This window comes from Qipengyuania sp. L-5Y, assembly GCF_056859455.1.
Window position 1 is genome coordinate 56,858 of sequence record NZ_JBSXOM010000023.1, and the last position, 19,181, is coordinate 76,038.

Sequence of the window (19,181 nt, forward strand, 5' to 3'; positions counted from 1 at the left end):
GTTCAGCCGTGCTCTCCCTTGCGCGGGCTGGGGCGATCGAGTGCCAGCTCCGCATCGGAGAAGGTAAGGGGCGTGCGTACGCCGGGAATTCCATCGAGATCGAAACGCATGCCGCGGGCCTTCACCTGAGGGTCGTCGAACACCGCATCCACGGCGTTGACGCGGCCGGCCGGGATCCCAGCCGCCGCGCAATCGGCAAGCAATTCGTCCATCTGCCACTTGGACGTTTCACCTGCGATAATCGCATCGAGCTCTTCGCGATCGGCCAGGCGTCCCTCGTTGGTGGCAAAGCGTTCGTCGGCCAGCAAATCGTTACGACCGAGTAGGGTCAGGAGGCGGCGGAACAGGCCGTCGTTGGCAGGTGCGAGCACGACCTTGCCATCGGCGACGGGGAATACGCCATAAGCGCTGACCTGTGCGTGCTCGTTACCCATTCGGGGTGGATTTTCGCCGGTAGTGAGAAAATGCGTCGCCTGGCTGGCAAGCAAACCTACCGAACAGTCCAGCAGTGCCATATCGACATGCTGTCCGCGACCTGTCCGCGCGCGCATAGCGAGCGCGGCCTGAATGCCGATAACGGAGTACAGTCCGCAGGTGAGGTCCGAAATGGAAATGCCCATCTTCATCGGCTGCCCCTGCGGCTCGCCCGTCAGTGCCATGAAACCGCTCATCGCCTGGATAACGAAATCGTAGCCTGCTTCGTGCGCACGCGGTCCCGTCTGCCCGAACCCCGTAATCGAGCAATAAACGAGCCGGGCGTTGACCTGGGCGAGGCTTTTATAGTCGAGGCCGAATTTCGTCAGTGTCCCGGTTTTGAAGTTTTCGAGCACTACGTCGGCTGAGGATGCCAGATCATGGATACGAGCCAGATCATCCTCCTCCCTGAAATCGGCGATAATCGAACGCTTCCCCCGATTGGCGGCGTGGTAATAGGCGGCTTCACGTTCTCCATGGTCGCGCTCAATCCAAGGTGGGCCCCATTTGCGGGTCCCATCGCCATCGGGGCTTTCCACCTTGATCACGTCGGCGCCGAGGTCGGCGAGGATCTGGCCAGCCCACGGGCCTGCCAGGACGCGCGCAAGTTCGAGGACTTTCAGCCCGGCAAGGGGAGCATTCGGGTTGCGAGGGGTATCGAGCCACATGGCGTGCGGCTTGCGCGGCAGCTTCGCGCCGGTCAAGTCACTCCATGCCGACGGATGCGGCGAGGCTGCCGATGGCATCGAGGAATTCTTCGCGGAAATCCTGAACCACTTGCCGGCTGGAACGAACCTGTTCGACCAACCCCACGCCCTGACCCACGAAATAACTTACCAGCTCGTTCGCACCCTTATTGCCCGACGCAGCCTCCCGTTCGATCCGGGCGAAGGCGGGTTCGGAGACCATCCCCATCAGCGGCATGGGGAGGGTTCCCGGACCGCCCGGCGCATCCCAGGCATCGTGCCATGCTGTCTTGAGTTGGCGCGCGGGTTTGCCAGTCCGGCTGCGCGAGCGGACCGTATCGCGACTGCGCGCTGCGACCATCTTGGCCCGGAAGGCCTCGCTCGTTTCCGCTTCGGGTGTGGCGAGCCAGACCGATCCCGTCCATGCTCCCTGTGCACCCGCCGCCATCATTCCGGCCATCTGACCCCCGGTCATGATGCCCCCGGCAGCGAGCACCGGGATATCGTAACCGTGGTGGGCGAGTTCGCGCACGACCTCGGGGACGAGCACCAGCGTCGATACTTCGCCGCAGTGGCCGCCCGCTTCCGTGCCCTGCGCAACGATGATGTCGACACCCGCTTCGGCCTGGCGGATGGCATGTTCCTTGGCCCCGACCAGCGCAGCTACCGGCACGCCGCGCTGCTTGCCTTCCTTTATCATCGCGGGCGGGGCAATGCCCAATGCGTTGGCAATCAGCCGGATGGGATGTCGGAATGCGACTTCCATCAGGGCAAGGCCGTTCTCGGGGTTGATACCCATGCGTTCGCGAAGGATCGGCATCTCGGCTTCGGGCGCAATTCCATATTGGCCGAGAACGGAATTGACGAAGCCTTGATAGGCGGGATCGATAGCCGCAGCCCGGCTCTTGTTATCGGACAATTCGCTGACGCGAGGATCGATCACTTCGGGAACGAGAACATCCACGCCGTAAGGTGCCCCGTCCACATGCGAATCGATCCAGGCAAGCTCTTCCTCGAGCTGCTCGGGACTGAAGCGCGTAGCGCCCAGCACCCCGAACCCGCCCGCCTTGCTGACGGCAGCCACAACGTCGCGACAGTGGCTGAAGGCGAAGAGTGGAAACTCCGCCCCGGTCAGTTCACATATGCGGTTCATCGGCATGGGCATGTCCTCCTGGGAGACACCCTATCCCGCGCACTCGGCTGTGCAAGCCGCCTTTACGGGCGGGTCATCGTAACCGGAGCGTCGCCGGGCGATGGCTTCCACCGGGTTTCAGGTGGAAATACCTCTTCAAGAGTACCCTTTTGCCAGGCCCCGTAAACGGGGTTCGGTACGAGAAACCAGCCATTGCCCCAAAGCTGTGCGTATTCGCCGCGCGCGACCATTGTCCGCCGCGCAGCAATCGCACTTTCATCCGCGTTGAATACGTCGGCAAAATCGCCGAGATTGTCGCCTGCCATGGCGATCACGCAGTAATTCTCGGCTATCTTCGCCCGGCGCCCATCCTTGCGGCTTCCCATATCGTCGTCGCCGCGCAGAAACAGGGTTTGCCCGTGTACAGCCGGTCCGGTCCCGGCTGCTTCGATCGCTGCCACGGCACCAGCAGCGGTGTCCGAATCGCGGTTGGTATTGAAGATGACCGTAATTCCGGCTTCACGAAGGCGGCGCAGGCCGGTCACTGCACCAGGAACCGGTTGCGCGATCCCGGCACCGTTATTGGCCCATTGTGCCCATTCGTCGGCATCGAACGGCTTACCCGTCAGTGCCTGCCAGTATTCATAGCCTGTATTAAGCAGCACGGTCTCGTCGACGTCGAACACGGCTGCAAATGGTTTGGCAGTACCGTCGGCCTTGATGCAGGACGGCGTTCCGATGCTGCCAGTGGTCCCGTCTGGCAGACCCATAGGAACCGATTGCGGAGCCTTTCGCTGGTGGACCACGGCGATCGAATAATCGGCAATCTGACGCCAGGTCTGGATAGACGCCGCTGCAGCTTCCCCCGAACCGTAGAGCCAGCGCATGGTGTCCGGCGCCGCTTTCTCTTTCGCCACCGTCGCGGGGCCAGTGACAGGGCCCGAATTCATGGTCGCGCAACCGGCTAGGGCCACTGCGCTGGCGGCGAGGGTCAAAATCTGTTTCATTTAAAAGGTCCAGAACGATCAAGAGAATACCGGTCGGCGATTTGCCACAGCAAGCCATGGAAACGCAATCGACTGTATCAATGACCGGGAACGGTTGACCATGTACGCGTCACAGCCTCGTCCGGCCAAGAAACTCGCATCGAAATCGACCTTGTGCCTCCTGAAAATTGATAACATTCACAATACTACAGTAATTGTGCAACGCAGCAGGAGGGCGCGCCGAAGCCCGATGACGCAAATTAAGGGAAATCATTGCGTTAATGACAAGGCTGCGATGTTTGTTGCGCATTATGCAATCAAAATTGTCCTTTTCGCACTTGCACAAAAACCGCCCGGCGCGCATATCTCCTCGTGCCTTTTAGGCATCCTCTCCCAAGACTTTTAAGCCCGGTTGGTTTTCCAGCCGGGCTTTTTTCTGGCCTGAGCGGACCCGCGCGGCGTCTTCCTTCATTGTATCTCACAGGGGCCACCCCCAAGTGAACCGGCAAGACCAACAGGAACGGGAATACGACCCAATGGCCGATGCGGATGCTGCGACAGCGGTAGAAGAAAAGACAGTGAGATTGCAGGTCGCAGCAGCGCGACAGGAAGAAAGTGGTCAGGGTATCGCGCGCATGCCGCGTTCTGCTTTCCAGGCGTTGGGGATCACCGAGGGCGATGTCGTCGAGATTACCGGAAAGCGCGCAACTGCTGCCATCGCCATGGCCGCTTATGACGAAGATCAAAGTCTCGATGTGGTGCGGCTCGACGGTCTCCAGCGCGGGAATGCGCAGGTCGGGTCGGGCGAACATGTGAATGTGGTCGTCGCCGAATCGCGCCCTGCGACCCGGGTCGTGTTTGCGCCGGCGCAGCGGGAAATGCGTTTGCAGGGCCCGGCGCAGGCGCTGAAGCGCAACTTCTTCAGGAAACCTCTTGTCGCTGGTGACCTTGTGGCGACGACCGGACAGCAGCCGGTGCAGAATATGCCACCGGAAGTGCGCCGCATGTTCAACGCACCGGCCTATGCCCTCACGCAGATTCGCCTGAGCGTGGTCGCGACGACACCCAAGGGCATCGTCCATATCGACGAGAATACAGAGGTTGAGCTGCGCGCCGAGTTCGAGCCGCCGCGCGATGCGCGTGCGGTCGTCAATTATGACGATGTCGGCGGCATGGGTGAAACCATCCAGCAATTGCGCGAGATGGTCGAGTTACCCTTGCGTTACCCAGAATTGTTCACGCGCTTGGGTGTCGATCCGCCCAAGGGCGTTTTGCTGCACGGCCCGCCGGGAACGGGCAAGACCCGGCTTGCTCAAGCCGTCGCCAATGAAAGCGATGCCAACTTCTTTACCATCAACGGTCCCGAGATCATGGGATCGGGCTATGGCGACAGCGAAAAAGCGTTGCGTGAAGTGTTCGAGCAGGCGACGAAGGCGGCACCGGCCATCATCTTCATAGACGAGATCGATTCGATCGCGCCGAAGAGAGATCGCGTGCCAGGCGAAGCGGAAAAACGGCTTGTTGCGCAGCTTCTGACCCTGATGGACGGGCTAGAAGCCCGCTCGAACCTGGTCGTGATTGCTGCGACCAACCGGCCTGAAGCGATTGACGAGGCATTGCGCAGGCCTGGACGCTTCGACCGCGAGATCGTGATAGGTGTGCCCGACGAAAGCGGGCGCCGGGAAATTCTTGGCATTCACACACGCGGCATGCCGCTGGGCGACAGGGTCGACCTGAACGAACTGGCCAAGGCGACTTATGGTTTCGTCGGGGCAGATATTGCGGCGCTCGCCCGAGAAGCAGCGATCGACGCGGTGCGGCGGATCATGCCGCGCATCGATCTGGACGAACGCACCATTCCGCCTGAAGTGCTCGATGACCTCTATGTAGGCCGCGAGGATTTCCTCTCTGCGCTCAAGCGTATCCAGCCAAGCGCCATGCGCGAAGTTATGGTTCAGGTGCCCAATGTCGCATGGTCGGATATTGGCGGGGTCGGCGATGCCATCGGCAAGCTCAAGGAAGGCATCGAACTGCCAATGAAAAACCCTGAGGCGTTTCATCGTCTCGGTATCCGTCCTGCTCAGGGCTTTTTGCTTTACGGACCTCCCGGTACCGGGAAGACCTTGCTGGCAAAGGCCGTCGCCAAGGAGGCGAAGGCGAACTTCATTTCGATGAAAAGCTCGGACTTGCTATCCAAATGGTATGGCGAAAGCGAACAGCAGATCGCACGGATGTTCAAACGGGCCAGGGCCGTCGCGCCCTGCGTCGTGTTCATCGACGAGATCGACAGTCTGGTTCCGGCACGCGGAAGCGGGCAGGGCGAACCTCAGGTGACCGGTCGGGTGGTGAATACCATTCTGGCCGAAATGGACGGGCTCGAAGAATTGCAGTCGGTGGTGGTGATTGGTGCGACCAATCGTCCCACTCTGGTCGATCCCGCGCTGCTGCGCCCGGGCCGCTTCGACGAACTGGTTTATGTCGGAACACCCGACAAGGGCGGTCGCGAACAGATCCTGCGGATACACACGAAGGACATGCCGCTGGCTGACGACGTCAATCTGGTCGATGTAGCTTCGAAGACCGAACGCTTTACCGGCGCGGACCTGGAAGACGTGGTGCGCCGGGCAGGCCTCAACGCGCTCCACCGAGCAGGTGGCGACGTGCAGGAAGTGACCGGTGCCGATTTCACCGAGGCCTTGGGAGACAGCCGCGCTACCGTGACGTCTCAGATGGAAGCGGAGTACAAGAAGATGCAGGGCGAACTGAAAAAGCGCGCTGCAGATGTGCGACCGATCGGCTTCGTTTACGAAGGAATGGTCGAAAGCACGCGTGACGAGAAGCACGCGCCGCCAGCCGGGGACTAAGCTCCGGTTGCGCGCTGGTTCGCCGCTTCCACTTCGAGGCGGTGGCGGATCAGCGCGTCTGGCTGGTTCTGTTTGATCCAGCCGAGCATGTGTTCGCGGACTTCGCAGCGCAGCGTCCACAAGTCGCCAATCGTCTCTGCGCTCATCGACAGACGCAACTCCACGCTTTCCGGATAAGCTTCGGTCATCAGCAATTCCAGATTGCGTCCATCCCACAACGGATTGGATTGAACGAAGCGTTCGAATTCCTCGCGGATCGGATCGATCTCGGCGATGGGATCAAGATGCAGCATGACCGGCCCTGTCAGCCGCTCGCTTACCCGCGACCAGTTTTCGAAACTCTGGTCGAGAAAGCGTGTCGTAGGAACGACCAGGACGCGTTCGTCCCAAGTGCGGACCGTCACGAAGCTCATCCGGATTTCTTCCACGCGCCCGGCCTGATCATCGACCTTGACCAGATCCCCGATCCGTAGAGGCTGTGTCAGAGCCATCTGTAGTCCGGCAATAAGCGATTTGAGTGCAGGCTGCGCAGCGGCGCCCACTGCAAGGGCGGCGAGGCCTGCCGATGCCAGCATCGTAGTCCCGACATCGCGAACACCGGGGATGTTGAGCATGATCAGGGAAATCGTGATGATGACGATCCCGACCTTTACCGTGCGCGACAGGATCGCGATCCGTGTGAGGCGACCACGATGCGCGACCGGGTCTCCCGAGAACCCGATCTGCCTCTCAAATCCGAGAGCGAGACCGCGTACGGCAGAATAGGCGACCCATCCTACCACGGCGGGGATCAGAAAGCGTGTCAGGATATCCCAGCCGCGGCCGGTCAGCGCATCGTTCTCTGCGGAAATGGCAACCGCGAACGCTATCGCGGCCCAGCGCAGCGGTTTACGGGCTGCTTCGACTAGAACATCGTCAAAGACACTGGTCGATGTCCGCGCAATTCGACGCAGAATGGCGAACACGATCCAGTGTATCACGACGGCGATCAATATGGATGCCGCAAGCGCGATCAACGTGTGGATCAGGCCTTCGATGGAGATCGGCCAATTGGCTGGATCGTAGCGGTCAAACATCGGTGTAATCGGTATGGAGGCACGCTGCGTAACGCAAGTCTAAGCGGCCGGTGCTTTAATCCGTCACAGGCAATACGATCGAGACTTGCAAACCGTCCTTGGTGAAGTTGCGTTCGAATGTCCCGCCGAACTGACGGGCAGCACTGGTCATGAGCAGGCTGCCGAAACCCTTGCGTTCCGGCAATTCCTCCAGATCGGCACCGCTTTCGCGCCAGGTTAGCGTGAGCATGCCATCATCTTCCGTCCAGCTGACATGGACTGTGCCCCTGTTCTTCCAGGCTCCGTATTTGACGGCATTGGTGGTCAGTTCGTGCAGAACGAGACCCAAAGGCGTAACACGCTTGGCCGGCAGCATGACGTCCGGACCTTCGATCTCGGCCGGATGCTTGCCGGAGCGATAAGGAGCGAGCGAGGTTTCGACCAATGCGCGAAGCGAGGCGACGGGCCTCTCCAGCTCGCCCTGACTGACCTCGTGCGCGGTCAGCAGCGCGCGAATGCGCTGAGCGATACTGTCGGTGACTTCCTTCGCTTCGGGCTTATCGCGCGCGCTCATCTGGACGATCGCGAGGATGACAGCGAACAGGTTCTTCACCCGGTGATTGAGTTCGCGTGCAAGCAAATCGGCGCGATCACGCGCTTCGCTGACTGCGGCTGCCTGCGATGCTTCGGCTTCCGCCCGCGCGGCGCGACCGACAAGGCGCGCCCCTGCCAGCATGGCGATGATGAGCAGCACGAACAGGGCGCCGAGTAGCGGCAGAACCCGAGCTTCACTTCGTGCAGCTTCGGCAGCGCGTTCCGCAAGGATCCGGCTTTCGATATCTTCCATTTCCGCAATGGCGCGAACCAGCCGCTCCATCGCTTCGACGCCTTCGTCCGTCAGCGTGGCACGGCGGGCATCGAGCAGACGACCATTTTCGAGCAGTTCGACACTTTCAGCCATCTCATCGAACTTGGCGCGCGCCAGCGCATCGATCTGATCGATTAGTTCGACCTGCCGCGCCGTCGCATCATCGCCGAGGAGCACGCGTACCCGATCGAGTGACGGCTCCAGCTGTTCGCGGGCCATCTGGTAAGGTGCAAGATATCGCCGATCGAGCGTGATGAGATAACCGCGCTGCCCGGTCTCGCCACTAAGCGCGGCGCTGTTGATCTGGCGCAGCTCTTCCAGCACCTCGACCGTACGTTCGACCTGGCGGCGCTGTGCGCGTTCGGCCTCTACGGTCTGATAGGCTAGAACGATGGTCGCAAACATGGCCGCTGCGATGACAAGCAGCAGCGCCACATTCATCCAGCGCGGGTTTCGCGTACGCGCGACGAAGTCTTCGATCTCGCTCAGTGTGCTGCCCCCCAACTGGTTCCGGTACCGATATCGACACCTAGCGGAACGTCAAGCTTTACAGACGGTTCGGCGGCGCTGACCATAACGTTTTCGATGACCTTGCGCGCTGCATCGACATCGCTTTCGGGCAGTTCGAACACCAATTCGTCGTGGACCTGAAGCAGCATCTGCACATGAGCGAGCCCTGCAGCTTCCAAGGCAGGCATCATGCGAACCATCGCCCGCTTGATAATATCGGCGCTGGTCCCCTGGATCGGAGCATTGATGGCTGCCCGCTCGCTACCCTGGCGTTCCGCTTGGTTCTTCGACCCTATCCGCGGGAACCAGGTCTTGCGACCGAACAGCGTTTCCGAATAACCGCATTCTCGGACCTGCTCGAGGGTGCGGACGATGTATTTCTGGATGCCGGGAAAACGCTGGAAATAGGTGTCGATCATGGCCTGAGCCTCGTCGGCTTCCACGCCGAGGCGACCTGCAAGACCCCAGCGCGATATACCATAGAGGATGGCGAAATTGATCGTTTTTGCGCGCGCGCGCGTATCGCGATTGACCTCGCCGAACATTTCGCTGGCGGTGCGCGAATGAATGTCCTCGCCGTTGGCGAAGGCTTCCTTCAGGCTTGGCACGTCAGCCATGTGTGCGGCCAGGCGAAGCTCGATCTGCGAATAGTCGGCAGCCAGGAGCACGTTGCCGTCCTGGGCAACGAAGGCTTCGCGAATCTGGCGCCCTATTTCTGTACGAATCGGAATGTTCTGAAGGTTCGGATCGGTTGAAGACAGGCGACCCGTCTGTGCACCGACCAGGCTATAGCTGGTATGGACACGCCCGGTTTCGGGATTGATCGCCTGCTGGAGGGCGTCTGTATACGTGCTCTTCAACTTGGCGAGCTGCCGCCATTCCAGCACCTTGTCGGCGATTTCCGCTCCATCGGCGGACAGACGTTCCAGTACGCTCTGATCCGTGGAGTATTGCCCGCTCTTCCCCTTCTTGCCACCTTTGTAGCCCAGCTGGTCAAACAGCACTTCACCTAGCTGTTTGGGGCTGCCGACGGTGAATTCGCGCTCGGCTATGCCGTGGATTTCCTTCTCCAGCCGCGCCGTCTCGCTCGCAAACTCTTCCGACAACCGCGCCAGCTGGGCGCGATCAACCTTGATGCCATGACGTTCCATGCCGGCGACGACAGGCACGAGGGGCCGATCGACGCGCTGATAGATTTTCGTGCCGCCTTCAACGGCGAGCCGGGGCTTGAGCAATTTATACAGACGCCAGGTTACGTCGGCGTCTTCCGCGGCATATTCCGTCGCCTTGTCGAGCGGCACTTCACCGAAGGGAATCGCCTTCTTCCCGGTGCCGCATATTTCCTTGAAGGTAAGACAGGTGTGGCCAAGGTGGCGGTCCGCAAGCTCGTCCATCCCGTGTCCGCCGCCGATGCCGTCGAGCTGACGGCCGGCGTCCAGATCGAAGCTGATGATCATCGTATCTTCGACAGGGGATACCGTAATGCCATTGCGAGCGAGGACGTTGAGGTCGTATTTGCCGTTGTGGAAGACTTTCGTAACGGCATCGCTTGTCAGCAATGGTCGCAGAGCGGCGAGCGCGGCAGCCTTTTCGATCTGCTCCGGCCGTTCGGCAAACATGTCATTCCCGCCATGACCGAGGGGGATGTAGCATGCATCGTTCGGACCGAGCGCCAGGCTGATCCCGACCAGATCGCACAGCATGCAATCGAGTGAACTGGTTTCCGTATCCACGGCAACGAGCCGGGCGGCATGCGCGCGCTGAATCCATTCTTCGAGCCGGGACAGCGTTTGCACGCATTCATAGCTGGAACGATCGACAGCAGGATAATCCGGCGGAGGCTGGCGATTGCCTTGCTCGCCGGGGGTCACGCCTTTGGTATCCTGCCGGGCGGGATCGAGTTCGGTCGTTCGCGCGGGGCTGCCAGTGCCAGCGTCGAGCCGCTTCAACAGACTGGTGAAGCCATGTTTGCTGAGAAAGGCAGCCAGCGGTTCAGGCGGCACTTCCACCAGCTTCATGTCGTCCAGCGACACGGGCAGGCCGCAGTCCTCTTTCAATGTCACGAGCACGCGGCTGAGTTCAGCGTCTGCGCGATGTTCGAGCAGGCGTTCCTTCAGCTTGCTCTTCTTCATGCCTTCCGCTGCGTCGAGCGCGGCGGTCAGCGTGCCGTGTTCGGCGATGAGCTTGCTGGCCGTTTTCGGCCCGACGCCGAAGATGCCGGGGATATTGTCGACAGAATCGCCCATCAGCGCGAGTACATCGCCCACGAGTTCCGGGGGCACACCGAATTTCTCGATGACTTCGTCGCGTCCGATGCGGGCATTTTTCATCGTATCGAGCATATCGATGCAGCCGCCTGCCTCGACGCCCGGTTCGAGATCTTCGTCGGCGCATTGGCCGATCAATTGCATCAGGTCCTTATCAGAACTGACAATCGTGACGTCCCAGCCCTTTCGCGTCGCCGCGCGGGCATAGGAGGCGATCATGTCGTCCGCTTCGACGTCAGGTTCTTCGATGCAAGGCAGGCTGAAGGCGCGCGTTGCGTCTCGAATCAAAGGGAATTGTGGCACCAGATCTTCAGGCGGGTCTGGCCGATTGGCCTTGTACTGGTCGTAAAGATCGTTGCGGAAACTGTGGCTCGACTTGTCGAGTATCACCGCGAGATGCGTCGGGCCGTCGGCTTTATGAAGATCATCCGCCAGCTTCCACAACATGGTGGTATAACCGTAAACAGCGCCAACCGGCGTGCCTTCAGGGTCGGTCAACGGGGGAAGGCGATGGTAGGCTCGAAAGATATAGGCCGAGCCGTCAACGAGGTAGAGATGTGGTTTGTCACCCATGGCGGGGGCTTAGCAACGGGCAGACCTATTGGGGAGCGACTTTTTCTCCCTATTAAGATCGCGCGGGAATCAAGGTGAGCTCGCCCTAATTAAGGCGGAAATGTGGCAGTGAGAGTGCGATTATCCTTGCGATGCCTCAATCCCGCCACTATTTAGCCACTGTGACGCCTCAATTGGGCGCTCGCTCGGTGTGGGGACGCAAGTCTTTTGTACCGTAAGCAAAACTCGCTGTTCAAGGATTTATACCTATGCGCAAGATCGCTCTTTTCGCTGCTGCTTCGGCTGCTGCTCTGACCCTCGCCGCATGTTCGGAAGCTACCGAAGATTCGGCTGCGACCACTGCTGACAACGCTGCTGCAGACGCTGAAGCGAACATGGAAGCTGCTGGCGACGCAATGGAATCGGCTGGTCAGTCGATGGAAGCTGGCGCTGAAGACATGGCTGCCGACGCTGACCACGCTGCTGCCGAAGTCGAAGCAGACGTGCAGGACGAAACCACCGCAGAAGCTCAGGCCGACTAATCGACCTGCTTCGCGAACGGTTTCCCGTTCACGTATAGAAAAGGGCGGTGCCTTTCGGCACCGCCCTTTTTTAATGGTCGATGAGAGCGAGCTTATTCGCCGCCGTAATCGGCACTCGCCCAGTTGCGTCCATCCTGCGCTCTTGTGCCGAACCCATTATAAAGTGCCTGCGTAATCGTCGAGATACGTGAATCGCGGTTGGCGCGTGCATTGAGCTTCTCGCTACGGCTACCATTCTCGACGGCCATGGACGGGCTCTGGCCAGTCACATAAATCGCGGCGGCAATCGCACGCCCGTCGGGCGTCAGAAAGATACCAATGTCGCTAGCGGTACGAGCCAGCGTACCCGTTTTATGAGCAAGATTGGCGCTTACCGGCAAGACCGAGCGCATGCGCCGTTTGCCAGTAGTCGTTTCAAGCATCGCATCCAACAAGACGCGGCGGGAATGCTCGCTCAGCCATTTGCCCTGATAGATGCCGGCAAGCAGTTGGCCCATCGCGCGCGGGGTAGCGCTATCCTTCGTATCGACGCTCCAGGCCGGATCGATACTACCGTCCTGGCGAATAAGGGTGGCGATATTGCGGGTGAGTTCGAAGCCTTCGATACCCGCTCCTCGCATCCATTTATTGACGGCGGACGGCCCACCAACTGCATTAAGAAGAGCGTCGGTGCAGTCATTGCAGCTCTTGCTGATCATCAGGCTGAGGTGGCGGTATGCAGGCATATATGCGCCGCCGGGGCGGGGAAGACGATATTCGCTGGTGAGGCTCCACCGGCCCTCATCCACTCCAGCGAGATAGGTGGCTGCAATGGCGACCTTGCTGGTGCTTGCCAAGGGAAACCGCTGATCGGCGAGTACGCCTATTTCCCGGCCAGACGTCAGATCGACAGCATAGACACCGATCCGCCCATTCGATCCATCGGCAAGCTGAGCAATCCGGCTTTCGAGGGGCGAAGAATAGAGCGTCCCTTGACTCTGAGGCACGCGCAACTCGGTGCCCAGAGTATTGTCGAATTGCGCTTCGAAGCCGCTTCCCTGTGCGAGCGCCGGGGCGGCAAAGGCCATAGCCCCGATTGCAAGCAACCGTCCGAAAATTCCTTTTCCCATATCGACCCCATACACCCTCTATGGTTAGGCAAATATTAATGCCTCGAAAATGTGTCGATACAAGGGCATGGCGACGAAAGGTGTCGTCAGGAAGACAGTTCATTCCGTCCGGTTGTTACAACTGACCGCGTCAGACGCTAGGAATTGATAATAACCTGTTCGATTTTCGCCGTGGTTTCACCCGACAACGTCTTGTCGATTTCACCGACCAGGCGTTTTTCCAACTCCGAATGATAATGGCGCCGCATTTCGCCAAGCGTTTTAGGGTCGGCGATCACGAGCACGTCCGAAATCTCTCCGGATATGGATTTCTCGTTCAGCCATTCTGCCGCTGCCGCGCCGTGGGCAAGCTCGTTCAGATCGGTCCGGCCGTGCTGTTGGCTGACGGGATCCTGATGCTTCACTCCTGCACTGAAGTTCGTGACACTTAGATCCGGTTTTTCGGATGATCCGAGCTTGGGTTCCAAAGCTGTGCCGCTGTTACGCATCACGATGAAATTTTCCCCATCGACGATGGCAACATGGGCATTGTTGGGAAGGCGCATGGAATTTGTCTCCTGTTGTTTTCGTTTGCACGAGATGGAACGGGCGAGAGTGCCAAGAGGTCCAGACTTGAGCGTCGGAGCGTTTCGCGGCACACATTAACCGCATGGGAGAGATCGACGGCGCAAGCGCGCTTGAACCGGGCTTGGCGAAAGCGCTTGCACGCGCAGGATTGGCTGCACCCGAAGGATTGCGGCGGCTCACCGGCGGGGCCACGATGGAAAGCTGGTTTTTCTCCAGCGGCGCCGAGGACTTCGTCCTGCGCCGCGCGCCCAGCTTGTCATTCATGGAGGGGCGACCCTTCGGCCATGAAGTCGAAGCTGCGATCATAAGTGCCGCTCACAAGGCGGGCGTGAAGGCACCGGAGGTGGTTGTCGGGCTGGAGCCGGCCGATGGGATCGGCAGTGGCTTCGTCATGCGAGCTTTGCCAGGTACGGCAGAACCGCGCGTTATCTTGGGTATGAAGCAGCCGGGGCGGCTTCTTGAGGAAGTCGCCCGCGACCTCGCGCGAATCCATGCCATACCTCGTGCTGCACTACCCGACGATGTGCCGGAACTGGATTACGCAGAAGCCGTCGATGGTCTCGTCCAGCAATTCGAAGACGCTGGCGAAGACCGGCCGATCATTGCCCTTGGCCTCAAGTGGCTTCGAGACCATTTGCCAGAGCCTCGCGAGCCAGTGCTCAACCATGGCGACTTCCGTCTTGGCAATTTGCTCGCCGAGGAATCACATCTCACCGGCGTACTGGACTGGGAATTATGCCACTTCGGGGACCGACACGAAGATCTCGCCTTTGGCTGTATGGCCGTCTGGCGGTTTTCGCGGATCGATCGCCCCGCGCTGGGGCTTGGCTCGCTAAAAGACTATCTGGTTGCATATGAGCAGGAGAGCGGTTTTGGCGTGGACCCGGATCGCTTCCGTTTCTGGCTGATCTATCGCACGGTTTGGTGGGCCCTCGGCTGCCTCCGCATGGCGAGTTTTTGGCGTAGCGGCGATGACCGCATGCTTGAACGCGTCGTGATCTCGCGCCGTACGAGCGAACAAGAGCTGGATCTGCTTCTGCTGCTGGAAGAGGACGCGCCCGAGGAGGAGCGGGCACGCCCGGTGCCTCCGATTGAGGAACGGCCAGAGCCGCAGGGGGAGGCGAGTATGGGCGAAATCGCAAGTGCGATTTCGGAATGGTTGGCCACGATAAAAGATCGCATGGAAGGCCATGACCGGTTCCAGCTTGCAGTGGCACGCAATGCGCTGGGCATGTTGGCGCGGGGCGACCAGATTGTGTCTGAATGCGAAGACAGACATCTCGCGCAGCAATTGCTCCGTGGGGAATGCTCTTTGAGAAATCCCGGGGTGCTTGCTGCCCTTCGCCGTGCCGCGTTGGACAAGCTTGCTGCAGACGTGCCCAAATACCCAATGCTCGAACGTGCTCGCGCAAAGTGGACAGGAGAGAACTGATGGATTTCGCAATACCGCAAGCGCTCGAGGAGTATTACGCCGAACTCGAAACATTCATCGAGACGGTCATCGAGCCGATGGTGGCGAAGGACGACAATCAGCGCTTCTTCGACCACCGTCGGGAAGACGCACGCACGGATTGGGAGCGGGGTGGGCTGCCGGCCCAAAAATGGGAGGAATTGCTGGGCAAGGCCCGGAAGGCTGCAGACGAGGCGGGCCACTGGCGTTTTTCTGCTCCGAAGAGATACGGCGGGAAGGACGGCTCGAACCTGTGGATGGCTGTCATCCGTGATCGCTTCGCGCAGCGCGGCCTTGGTCTCCATAACGATCTGCAGAACGAGCATTCCATCGTCGGAAACTTTCCCTTCGTCGCCATGTTCGAAACATTCGGAACGGACGAGCAGAAACGGGAATTCATCAGTGGCGGGTTCGAAGGGACACGGCGCGTCGCCTTCGGACTGACGGAACCCGATCATGGCAGCGACGCGACCTGGATGGAAACGACCGCTGTGTGCGAGACTCGCGATGGTGTGGACGGGTGGCGGATCGATGGCGAGAAAATGTGGATCACCGGAATGCATGTCGCCACGCATTGCGCGATGTTTGCGCGCACATCGGGCGAAGATGGCGCCGCCACGGGCATCACCTGCTTTCTCATCCCCAATCCCACCGAAGGGCTGCAGATCGAGGAATGGATGTGGACCTTCAACATGCCCACCGACCACCCTCGCCTATCGATAAAAGGGGTTTGGGTCCCGGACAGCGCCATCCTCGGCAGGGAAGGCCGCGGTTTGGCACTGGCGCAAAGCTTCGTGCACCAGAACCGTATCCGTCAGGCGGCAAGCAGCCTTGGCGCAGCTCAGTTCTGTATCGAAGAGAGCGTTCGCTATGCGCGAGAGCGAAAGCCGTTTGGGGAAGAACTGGCGAAGAACCAGGCTATTCAGTTCCCTTTGGTTGAACTGGCCACTCAATGCGAAATGCTGCGCCTCCTGATCTACAAGACGGCTTGGGAAATGGACGCACTGGACCATAAGGAGATCGAGAAGACGATGTCCGACAAGGTTTCAATGTGCAACTACTGGGCCAACCGGCTGGTCTGCCAAGCGGCCGATCGGGCGATGCAGGTGCACGGCGGCATCGGCTACTCACGCCACAAGCCGTTCGAGCACATCTATCGCCACCATCGCCGCTACCGCATCACCGAAGGTGCGGAGGAAATCCAGATGCGTAAGGTGGCTGCGTACCTGTTTGGCTACCTTGGCCCGAAGCGCGGGAAATACGGGTGATCGACAAACGACATTGCCAAGCCCCCCCGGGATGCTAGCCATTGCAGCGACTTGAGGGAGTTATCAATGATCGCACGTATATCGCTGGTTGCCGCACTGCTCGTGACCACTGCACCGCTCGCTGCACAGGAGGCGCCGATCGTGCTTCCGGGTGCGCCGGGCGCGGAGCCCCGCGTCATCGACGCAGCAGAAGCCATTGCTCTTTCCGATACACGCTTTTCGCCAGCCGATGTGTCTTTCATGCAGGGAATGATCGTCCATCATCAGCAAGCCGTCGATATGGCGAAACTGGTCCGGCAGCGCACCAATAACGAAGCGGTGCTAAAGACGGCCGATCGGATCGAAGCGGGGCAGAAAGACGAAATGGATTTCATGCGGACCTGGCTGGAGGACCGCAATCTTGACGTGGCCATGCAGGGCATGGGCCATGCCCATCACACGATGAAAGGAATGGCGTCGCCGGAGCAGATGCGCGAACTGGCCGCCGCTAATGGTACCGCCTTCGACCGCCTGTTTCTCGAGCTCATGGTCGCCCACCACCTCGGGGCGGTTGACATGGTGGATGAACTGCATGGCGTGTCGGGCAGCGCCTACGATCCGGTGATGTACGAATTCACCAACGATGTCGTCAGCGACCAGCGGTCCGAAATCGACAGAATGAATGCAACGCTTGCGACGCTCTCGACCGATCCCCGCGCAACGCTGAAGCCCGGTTTTCGCGATGCTGGCGAAGCGATTTCCAACATGCGCCACGTGGTGGCGCTGCAAAAGCCTGCAGGATTCTTCGACCCTGAAAACCCGGCTCAGTTGCAGCCGATCAAGGAGCGCGACAAAAGCAAGGACGAGGTGAAGAATACCTCTCGCAGGGACGGCGACGAGCAGGAAGACGAGCCTCAATTCGGCGAGCGCGGTTCGCTGCTGAGCTTTGCCTTCACCGATATGGCTTTCAGCGGCGACACGATGGTTGCGGGTAGTTACCACGGTTTCAACACCTATCGTCTCGGACAGGACGGCGTGCCGCAACTGATCAGCTCGGTGGTGTGCCCAGGCGGGCAGGGCGATGTATCTATTGCCGGCAATCTGCTGGTCATGAGCGTCGAAGATCGGCGTGGCCGGATCGACTGCGGCCTTGAAGGAGTGGATGACAAGGTCAGCGACGAGCGTTTCCGCGGGCTGCGTATTTTCGACATCTCCGACATCACACGTCCCAAGCAGGTCGGTCTGGTGCAGACCTGTCGCGGCAGCCATACCCATTCGATCGTCGACGCCGACGATCGCCGTCTGATCGTGTATAATTCGGGCACAAGCTATGTGCGCGATTCCGAAGAGGTTCCGGGCTGCTTCAGTGCGGGCGGTGATAACACGGCGCTCTTCAGCATCGACGTGATCGAGATTCCCGTCGCCGATCCATCGAAAGCCCGCATCGTTGACCGGCCCCGGGTATTTGCCCGCGATGGCGAAATTGCCGGTCTGTGGGGCGGCGGCGATCACGGCGACGGCACGCAGGACACCAGTCAGACGAACCAGTGCCACGACATTACCGTTTTCCCGGCAAAGAAGCTGGCGGCCGGGGCATGTTCGGGCAATGGCATCATTCTCGACATCTCCGATCCCTTGAAGCCGCAGCGCATCGACGATGTGACCGACAAAGGGTTTGCCTATTGGCATTCGGCCACCTTCAACAATGATGGTACCAAAGTGCTATTCACCGACGAATGGGGCGGGGGCGGCCGGCCGCGCTGCCAGGCCGGCGACCCCAAAAACTGGGGCGCGGACGCGTTCTACGGAATCGAGAACGGCAAACTGGTTTACCGCGGGACCTACAAACTTCCGGCGCCGCAGGGCGACAAGGAAAACTGCGTTGCCCATAACGGATCGATCATTCCCGTTCCCGGGCGCGATATCTTCGTGCAGGCGTGGTATCAGGGCGGCATCAGCGTGATCGACTTCACCGACGATCAGAACATCCACGAAATCGCCTATTTCGACCGCGGGCCGATTGACAAGGATCAACTCGTCACGGGCGGTTACTGGTCGGCCTATTGGTACAAGGGGCGGATCTATGCGACGGAAATCAGCCGCGGTCTGGATGTGTTCGCACTCGAACCGAGCGAATTCCTGACGGCCGAGGAGATCGCGGCGGCAGAAGGCGCAGTGTACGCCGATGGCATCTTCAACCCGCAAACACAGACTCAGGTGACATGGCCCGACGCGCTGGTTGCGGCAGCCGAGGACAGCCGCAAAGGCGGATGAATTCTCCGTCTCGACTGCGCTAACGAGAAGGCCCCCGCCGATCGGATCGGCGGGGGCCTTTCAATATGAGGGATTTGAGCCCTAGCCGGCGGGTTGGGACTGCACTTCTGCGGCCGCGAGCTGAACACGCTGGGCCAGCGCCGGATCGGTTTGCATCGCCGTACCGATTGCGTTGAATGTTTCGGCATCGAGACCCGAGTTGGCGACGATCTGCGCAGCCTGTTGCTGCTTGGCAGCTTCATCGCCCGACAGGGTCTGAATTTCGACGACCGCTGCAGCGAAGCTTTTCACCTGGGTATCGGTAAATTCTGCGTCGGCGGACTGTTCACCCATTGCCGGGCTTGCAGGCGCATCCTGAGCAGGTGCTTCCTGGGCTGGCATAGTGGTTGCCGGATCCGCGGTTTGTTCTTCCATGGACTGAGCGGCAGCACCGCTAGCAAGAACCATGGCGGAGCCCGCGAGAAGAATATTGAGGGTTTTCATAGTGTTTTCCTTTGGACTGGTGTCCCCTGTGCAACCGATATGCGCATGATGGCCGGCATTGCGAACAGCTGGTGGGTTCAATTGTGTCTAAAGGAAGGCGGATACCCAGACATGT

At 60.0% G+C, this 19,181-nt stretch carries 14 protein-coding genes; 5 read left to right on the forward strand and 9 right to left on the reverse strand.

What is annotated here, in order from left to right; all coding sequences use genetic code 11:
* Positions 1 to 2: 2 nt before the first annotated feature.
* The 3 genes from AC13F2_RS04060 to AC13F2_RS04070 all read right to left on the reverse strand — a co-directional run bounded on the left by AC13F2_RS04060 (position 3) and on the right by AC13F2_RS04070 (position 3,299).
* The gene (locus AC13F2_RS04060; protein WP_482964418.1) at positions 3 to 1,142 is read right to left on the reverse strand and encodes a CaiB/BaiF CoA transferase family protein; all 1,140 of its coding nucleotides are present in this window, start codon (positions 1,140 to 1,142) and stop codon (positions 3 to 5) included.
* Positions 1,143 to 1,179: 37 nt separating this feature from the next.
* Positions 1,180 to 2,313, reverse strand: a complete 1,134-nt coding sequence (locus AC13F2_RS04065) for an NAD(P)H-dependent flavin oxidoreductase (RefSeq protein WP_482964386.1) — start codon at positions 2,311 to 2,313, stop codon at positions 1,180 to 1,182.
* A 62-nt stretch (positions 2,314 to 2,375) separates the two neighbouring features.
* Positions 2,376 to 3,299 carry a 5'-nucleotidase, lipoprotein e(P4) family gene (locus AC13F2_RS04070; protein ID WP_482964387.1) on the reverse strand — a complete coding sequence of 308 codons (924 nt, stop codon included), beginning with the start codon at positions 3,297 to 3,299 and terminating at the stop codon, positions 2,376 to 2,378.
* 515 nt (positions 3,300 to 3,814) lie between these two features.
* Between AC13F2_RS04070 and AC13F2_RS04075 the strand changes: the two genes are divergently transcribed.
* The gene (locus AC13F2_RS04075) at positions 3,815 to 6,142 is read left to right on the forward strand and encodes a CDC48 family AAA ATPase (RefSeq protein ID WP_103023089.1); all 2,328 of its coding nucleotides are present in this window, start codon (positions 3,815 to 3,817) and stop codon (positions 6,140 to 6,142) included.
* On the opposite strand, the gene AC13F2_RS04080 is transcribed toward AC13F2_RS04075, so the two are convergent.
* From AC13F2_RS04080 to polA, 3 genes are read right to left on the reverse strand one after another with little or no spacing between them, the layout of a single operon-like run.
* Entirely contained in the window at positions 6,139 to 7,218 is a 1,080-nt protein-coding gene (locus tag AC13F2_RS04080) for a mechanosensitive ion channel family protein (protein WP_482964388.1), read from the reverse strand. The genes AC13F2_RS04075 and AC13F2_RS04080 overlap by 4 nt on opposite strands.
* A 55-nt stretch (positions 7,219 to 7,273) precedes the next feature.
* Entirely contained in the window at positions 7,274 to 8,569 is a 1,296-nt protein-coding gene (locus tag AC13F2_RS04085; protein ID WP_482964389.1) for a sensor histidine kinase, read from the reverse strand.
* On the reverse strand, positions 8,551 to 11,415 hold the full coding sequence (polA, locus tag AC13F2_RS04090) for a DNA polymerase I (protein WP_482964390.1): 2,865 nt from the start codon (positions 11,413 to 11,415) through the stop codon (positions 8,551 to 8,553). Before polA ends, AC13F2_RS04085 begins: the two co-directional genes overlap by 19 nt.
* A gap of 248 nt (positions 11,416 to 11,663) precedes the next feature.
* On the opposite strand from polA, the gene AC13F2_RS04095 reads away from it, so the two are divergent.
* A complete protein-coding gene (locus AC13F2_RS04095; RefSeq protein WP_103022998.1) occupies positions 11,664 to 11,936 on the forward strand; it encodes a hypothetical protein in 273 nt (90 codons plus the stop codon).
* 92 nt (positions 11,937 to 12,028) lie between these two features.
* On the opposite strand, the gene AC13F2_RS04100 is transcribed toward AC13F2_RS04095, so the two are convergent.
* A complete protein-coding gene (locus tag AC13F2_RS04100; RefSeq protein WP_222828568.1) occupies positions 12,029 to 13,045 on the reverse strand; it encodes a serine hydrolase in 1,017 nt (338 codons plus the stop codon).
* A gap of 137 nt (positions 13,046 to 13,182) precedes the next feature.
* Complete coding sequence (locus tag AC13F2_RS04105) at positions 13,183 to 13,590, reverse strand: baeRF12 domain-containing protein (protein WP_397489684.1); 408 nt, start codon at positions 13,588 to 13,590, stop codon at positions 13,183 to 13,185.
* Positions 13,591 to 13,694: 104 nt separating this feature from the next.
* On the opposite strand from AC13F2_RS04105, the gene AC13F2_RS04110 reads away from it, so the two are divergent.
* The 3 genes from AC13F2_RS04110 to AC13F2_RS04120 all read left to right on the forward strand — a co-directional run bounded on the left by AC13F2_RS04110 (position 13,695) and on the right by AC13F2_RS04120 (position 18,583).
* Positions 13,695 to 15,044 (forward strand): phosphotransferase, encoded by a 1,350-nt coding sequence (locus AC13F2_RS04110; protein ID WP_482964391.1) that lies wholly within the window; start codon positions 13,695 to 13,697, stop codon positions 15,042 to 15,044.
* The gene (locus tag AC13F2_RS04115) at positions 15,044 to 16,330 is read left to right on the forward strand and encodes an acyl-CoA dehydrogenase family protein (RefSeq protein ID WP_482964392.1); all 1,287 of its coding nucleotides are present in this window, start codon (positions 15,044 to 15,046) and stop codon (positions 16,328 to 16,330) included. Before AC13F2_RS04110 ends, AC13F2_RS04115 begins: the two co-directional genes overlap by 1 nt.
* Before the next feature lie 66 nt (positions 16,331 to 16,396).
* Positions 16,397 to 18,583 carry a DUF305 domain-containing protein gene (locus AC13F2_RS04120; RefSeq protein WP_482964393.1) on the forward strand — a complete coding sequence of 729 codons (2,187 nt, stop codon included), beginning with the start codon at positions 16,397 to 16,399 and terminating at the stop codon, positions 18,581 to 18,583.
* An 81-nt stretch (positions 18,584 to 18,664) separates the two neighbouring features.
* Here the strand turns inward: AC13F2_RS04120 and AC13F2_RS04125 are convergent, their stop codons facing one another.
* The gene (locus tag AC13F2_RS04125) at positions 18,665 to 19,066 is read right to left on the reverse strand and encodes a DUF4168 domain-containing protein (RefSeq protein WP_196847498.1); all 402 of its coding nucleotides are present in this window, start codon (positions 19,064 to 19,066) and stop codon (positions 18,665 to 18,667) included.
* Positions 19,067 to 19,181 lie beyond the last annotated feature (115 nt).